6 protein-coding genes and 1 pseudogene are annotated in these 4713 nt (G+C 68.2%); 3 read left to right on the forward strand and 4 right to left on the reverse strand.

Annotation, left to right across the window (positions count from 1 at the left end):
* From ACK5F2_RS01285 to ACK5F2_RS01300, 4 genes are all read right to left on the reverse strand, one after another.
* A partial coding sequence (locus tag ACK5F2_RS01285; protein ID WP_409862218.1) for a hypothetical protein occupies positions 1 to 404 on the reverse strand: 404 nt, incomplete at its 3' end.
* 363 nt (positions 405 to 767) lie between these two features.
* Entirely contained in the window at positions 768 to 1130 is a 363-nt protein-coding gene (locus ACK5F2_RS01290) for a hypothetical protein (RefSeq protein ID WP_409862219.1), read from the reverse strand.
* Between the two features lie 120 nt (positions 1131 to 1250).
* Positions 1251 to 1676, reverse strand: coding sequence for a hypothetical protein (locus tag ACK5F2_RS01295; RefSeq protein ID WP_409862220.1), 426 nt, complete (start codon positions 1674 to 1676; stop codon positions 1251 to 1253).
* 7 nt (positions 1677 to 1683) lie between these two features.
* Positions 1684 to 2358 (reverse strand): SDR family oxidoreductase, encoded by a 675-nt coding sequence (locus ACK5F2_RS01300; protein ID WP_409862221.1) that lies wholly within the window; start codon positions 2356 to 2358, stop codon positions 1684 to 1686.
* A gap of 155 nt (positions 2359 to 2513) precedes the next feature.
* Between ACK5F2_RS01300 and ACK5F2_RS01305 the strand changes: the two genes are divergently transcribed.
* From ACK5F2_RS01305 to ACK5F2_RS01315, 3 genes and pseudogenes are all read left to right on the forward strand, one after another.
* Complete coding sequence (locus tag ACK5F2_RS01305) at positions 2514 to 3881, forward strand: hypothetical protein (protein WP_409862223.1); 1368 nt, start codon at positions 2514 to 2516, stop codon at positions 3879 to 3881.
* A gap of 13 nt (positions 3882 to 3894) precedes the next feature.
* Entirely contained in the window at positions 3895 to 4359 is a 465-nt protein-coding gene (locus ACK5F2_RS01310) for a hypothetical protein (RefSeq protein ID WP_409862224.1), read from the forward strand.
* A 5-nt stretch (positions 4360 to 4364) separates the two neighbouring features.
* Positions 4365 to 4713, forward strand: a pseudogene (locus ACK5F2_RS01315) (hypothetical protein); the annotation flags it as partial.

The raw sequence follows: 4713 nt of genomic DNA on the forward strand, positions 1-4713 counted from the left end.
TCGGTCCAGCCGCTGCCGCTGTTGATCTGCACCGCGTACTTGTAGCTGGGCCTGGTGTTGCCGAAGTTGTGGTTGTGGTAGTGGGTGAAGGACAGGGTCAGGTCATTCAGCGAGTTCGCCAGCGTGAAGTTCAGCGAGAGCGTGTTGCTGTTGCTGCCGAAAAACTGCGTCCCCACGACATTGCCATAGGGGGCGCCCCAGTACCACAAGCCCACGTTGGCCGTGCTGAAGTTGGCGTTGCTCACACCCGCTGCGGCCGTCGATGCGGCGATGCCGCCGGCCTGGCCGGGCGCCGCGTTGTCAAAGTTCCAACCCACGACCACACCGGCCTGAGCGCTTGCTGCCAGAGCCAGGGCCACTGCGCCGAAGCCCACTTTGGAAATCAGATTGTTGGTTTGCGTCATTTGTCTTGTCCGTCCGAGCAATGAATGAATGGATGCATGAATGAATGAATCCATCGTTCCCTCAATCCATGAATCACCTCGTCGACCTGTCCCGCAGCTCCGGTCCAGATCGCCCCCTGCCAAACCGCGAGCGCAGATCGTTTGGCGGAGCGGATTATTCAATTGCAGCGGCCCGCCCCCACCCCCGCAGGCACGGGTGTAAAAAGTTGGCACCTGAGCTCCGGTCTACCGGCACGCGGCCGAACAGGCCCGATGCCATCGGACTTCTCCGGTCGGCAGCACCTTGAACGACGCCAAACGTCGAATCCCCCCTGACTCAGGGGGCGGCCCGGGCGGCATCGCGCGCCGCGATACCTTGCTTCGTCAGAGCGGCGGCAAATGCCAGCATCGGCTGAGGCCGCCGGGGCTGGGCGTCACCGGCTTGGCCCAAGGCAGCACACGCAGACTCAGCCCATCCTCGCTGAGCGTGATGCGCTCACGCTGGCTGAGGGTCAGGTCTTGCTTGGCCAGCCAGGCCACGCGCTCAGGCGGGGGCAGCGTCTGCATGGCCAGGGCCTGCGCCAGCTGGGCCACGCGGTGGTTCAGCAGCAGGCCGGGCTGCTTGGCCGGGTAGTCGGCAAAGGCCGGGGGGTCCACCGCGAGCAGCATGGCGCCGATCATGTTGTACCAGGGTAGATCCCACATCGAGAAATCGCGCACCTGCTGCGCCTGCAAATGCTTCAGCAAGGCCTCGGGCCGGCCTAGGCAGCCTCATGCTGCGCCAACTACCAGGCGTCGTTGGCCTGCCGGGTGCGCTGCGGCATGAGCACAAAGCTGCGCACGGCATCCTGCACCGCGCGGTGGTCTTCACTGCGCAACATGTTTTCGAGTCTCCGATAGATCTTCTTGGTAAGCGGTACAGAACAGGACGCGCCAGCCATCGGCCATGCGGGCCAGCTGGTAGCCGGTACAGAACTGCTGCAGCAGCTCGCCATCGGCGCGTCTCAGGGTCCAGGCGACACGGCTGAAGCCATGGTTCGAACCCAGGGGAATATGGTCACGGATCTCGAAAGACCAGACGTGCGGCCCCACATCGCGGTAGACCGCGCACAGGGCCCGCATATTGGCGCGCATGGGCGCGTCCTCGGCCCACCAGCTCACGCGGCCCAGCCCCTCGCGGCTGTCGGCAATGGCGCTGGGGCTGTGCCAGAGATCGGCCACGGCCTCGCCGTCGCCCGCGTTGAAGGCCTCGCGATAGCGCGTGAAGAAGGCCTGTGCGTCCTGCAGCGTCATCGAGGGTTTACCAGGCCAGCTGCTGGCCGTCGTAATTGAAGAAGCCGCCGCTGTGCTCGGGCTTGAGGGTGGCCAGCACGGTGCGCATGCCCGCCACACTGGTCTGCACATCGATGTCCGCGCCGGCGCCGCCCATCTCGGTGCGTACCCAGCCGGGGTGGAAGCTGCACAGGCTGGCCCGGCCGTCCAGGCTCAGGGCCGCGTCCTTCATGACCGAATTCACCGCCGCCTTGGAGGCGCGATACAGCCAGCCCGAGCTGCTGTTGCGCAGGCCGATGGAGCCCATGCGCGAGGACAGGATGCCGATGCGAGCCCCCGGTGCCAGGGCCTCGGCCAGCTGGGGCAGCAGCCGCATGGGGCCCAGCACATTGGTGTGCATGACCATGTCGAACTCGGCCTGGGTGGGCGTCTGCAGCCCCTCGCTGCGCGGCCCGAACACGCCGGCATTGATCACCACCAGATCGAACTGATGGCCGTCGATCTGCCAGGCCAGACCGGCGGCGCTGGCGGTGTCGGCCACGTCCAGCTTGAGCGCCGTGGCACCCAGGGCCCGCAGGGCCGCCAGGCCCGGCTCGCTGCGCGCCGTGGCCACCACCCGCTCACCGGCGGCGCGGTACTGCCGCACGAACTCCAGACCGATGCCGCGCGAAGCGCCGATGATCAAGACACTGGACGAGGACATTCCAACTCCGACTAACCGGCTCGCCCCCATGGCGGCACGCGGCGGCTATTGTGCCGCAGCCCCCTCATTCAACGCAGATTCAACGCTGGCTCTTCAGGCTCTCGCCCCAATCACGGCTGGCACATCGGAAGCGGGCCGCAGCGAGGGATGGCGAGATGCGGACACACACTGAAAGACAGGCCTGGCGAAGCCCGGCCTGGATCCTGGCGGGCCTGAGCCTGCTGCTGGGCGGCGGCGCCCGAGCGGCCGAGAACCCCGCCGATGGCCCCGATGCCGCCAGCGCGCTGCGCTTTTCCGGCTTCGCCACCCTGGGCCTGACGCATAACGACAACGCCACGGCCGGCGCCATCACCTCCTTCTCGCAGCTGCGCCCGGTGCGCAAGGGCTGGTCGGCCAATATGGACACGGCCCTGGGCCTGCAGCTGGAATGGCAGCCGGCCCAGGGCACCACGCTGCAGGTGCAAGGCGTGGCCCGTGCGGGCGAGGACATGAAGCCGCGCCTGCGCATCGCCGCCCTGCGCCAGCAGCTGGGCCAGGGCCTGAGCCTCAATCTGGGGCGGGTGCGCAGCCCGCTGTTCTTTGACTCCAGCATTGCCGAGATCGGCTATGCCAACCTGACCGTGCGCCCGGCGCCCGCCATCTACGCCCTCACCAACAGCGTGGCCAGCCTGGACGGCGCAGATCTGCACTGGCGCCTCAATCTGGGCGACGCCAGCCTGCTGGCCCAGGTCTTTGGCGGGCGCTACGACTACACCCACCGCTTCAACAACCTCTCGCCGGCCATCTCGGCCGATGCCAGCCTGCGCGGCCTGGTGGGCTTCAGCCTGAGCGCGCATCTGCAAGACCTGACCCTGCGCTTCTCACACACCGAGATCGACCGCTATGTGCTGCGCTCCGAGCAGGTCAGTCAGCTCAACCAGGGGCTGGATCAGGTCGGCGGCACCTTGCGGCAGCTGGCCCTCAACCCCATGCTGCCGCCAACGCTGCAGGCCGCCCTGCAGAGCAAGTCGCAGGGCCTGGATGCCCTGCGCAACCCCTTCGACAACCGCCCCAGCTACAGCAGCCTGGGTCTGGACGGCAACTGGCAGCAATGGCGCGTGCTGGGCGAGCTGACCTGGATGGATCCCCGCAACGATCTGGTTGGCCGGGGCCGCGGCTACAGCCTCACGCTGGCCCGCAGCCTGGGCGATGTCACGCCCTACCTCAGCGTGGCGCGGCTCAAGCGCTCCCGTGCCACCCTCAATACCGAGGCCCTGGCCCCGACCGGGCTGAACCCGCAGCTCGATGGCGGCCTGCAGCAGCTGCAGCAAGGCTTTGGCCGGGCACAGCAGTTCGCCGACATCAGCAGCCGCTCGCTGAGCCTGGGGCTGCGCTGGGACTGGCGCGAGAACATGGCCATCAAGACCCAGCTCGATCTGGTGCGCACGCCCGATGCCGGCAAGCCCGGCCCGCTGGCCGTGAGCAGCCTGCCCTTCGACAACAAGCTCCAGCTGTTCAGCGTCACGCTGGACCTGGTGTTCTAAGGAGGGCCCGGCCATGAAATTCACCGACTTCCTGACCCGCCGTTGCCTGGCCCTGATCCCGCTGCTGGCCCTGCTGTGCGCCGGCGCGGCCCGCTCCGCCCTGGCCGCCAACGAGCTGATCGTGATTGCCCACAAGGACGTGGTCCTGGACAAGATCAGCCCGGAACGCGTGACCCAGATCTATCTGCGCCAGCAGCAGAGCTGGCCCGATGGCCAGCCCATACAGCCCATCGATCTGCGCGAAGGCAGCAGCCTGCGCCGCGCCTTCTACGACCAGGTCACGGGCCGCAGCCTCGGACAGGTGCGTGCCTACTGGGCGCGCCAGAGCTTCACCGGCATGGGCCTGCCGCCGCGCCAGGTGGACAGCGACGAGGAGGTGACCCGCCTGGTGCAGAACACCCCGGGCGCGATCGGCTATGTCTCGCGCAAGCCCAGCGGGGCCGGCGTCAAGGTGCTGCTGAGCACCAGCGTCGATTGAGGCCCATGAGGGCCCAGGCAGCACACCGCGACGCGAATCAGCCGCCCTGGCTGCGTCTGCTGGCGCCGGCCAGCTGGCTGTCGGGTCGGCTGAGCTTCTCGCGCAAGTTCCTGCTGGTGGGCGCGGTCATGCTGCTGGCCCTGGGACTGCTGAGCTGGCCCCTGCTGCGCAAGGCCGGCCTGGATGCCCAGAGCGCCGAGCTGGAGCGCCAGGGCCTGGCCGCCTTGTCCCGCCAGGCCGGCGTGCTCAACAGCCTGGTCCGCCAGCGCGGCACGCTCGGTGAAGGGCAGCTGCCGCACGCTGCGGACGTCGCCCCCGAGCTGCAGGCCCTGCTGGGCTGGGCCGCCGCGCCCC

Origin of the sequence: Roseateles sp. (assembly GCF_046300915.1) — a bacterium.
Classification (GTDB): Bacteria; Pseudomonadota; Gammaproteobacteria; order Burkholderiales; family Burkholderiaceae_C; genus Kinneretia.

What these genes read in the sequence shown, in the direction of transcription:
- ACK5F2_RS01295 (WP_409862220.1), bottom strand. Translation starts at nt 1,676, where the DNA reads ATGACGCTGCAGGACGCACAGGCCTTCTTCACGCGCTATCGCGAGGCC.
- ACK5F2_RS01300 (WP_409862221.1), bottom strand. Translation starts at nt 2,358, where the DNA reads ATGTCCTCGTCCAGTGTCTTGATCATCGGCGCTTCGCGCGGCATCGGT.
- ACK5F2_RS01305 (WP_409862223.1), top strand. Translation starts at nt 2,514, where the DNA reads ATGCGGACACACACTGAAAGACAGGCCTGGCGAAGCCCGGCCTGGATC.
- ACK5F2_RS01310 (WP_409862224.1), top strand. Translation starts at nt 3,895, where the DNA reads ATGAAATTCACCGACTTCCTGACCCGCCGTTGCCTGGCCCTGATCCCG.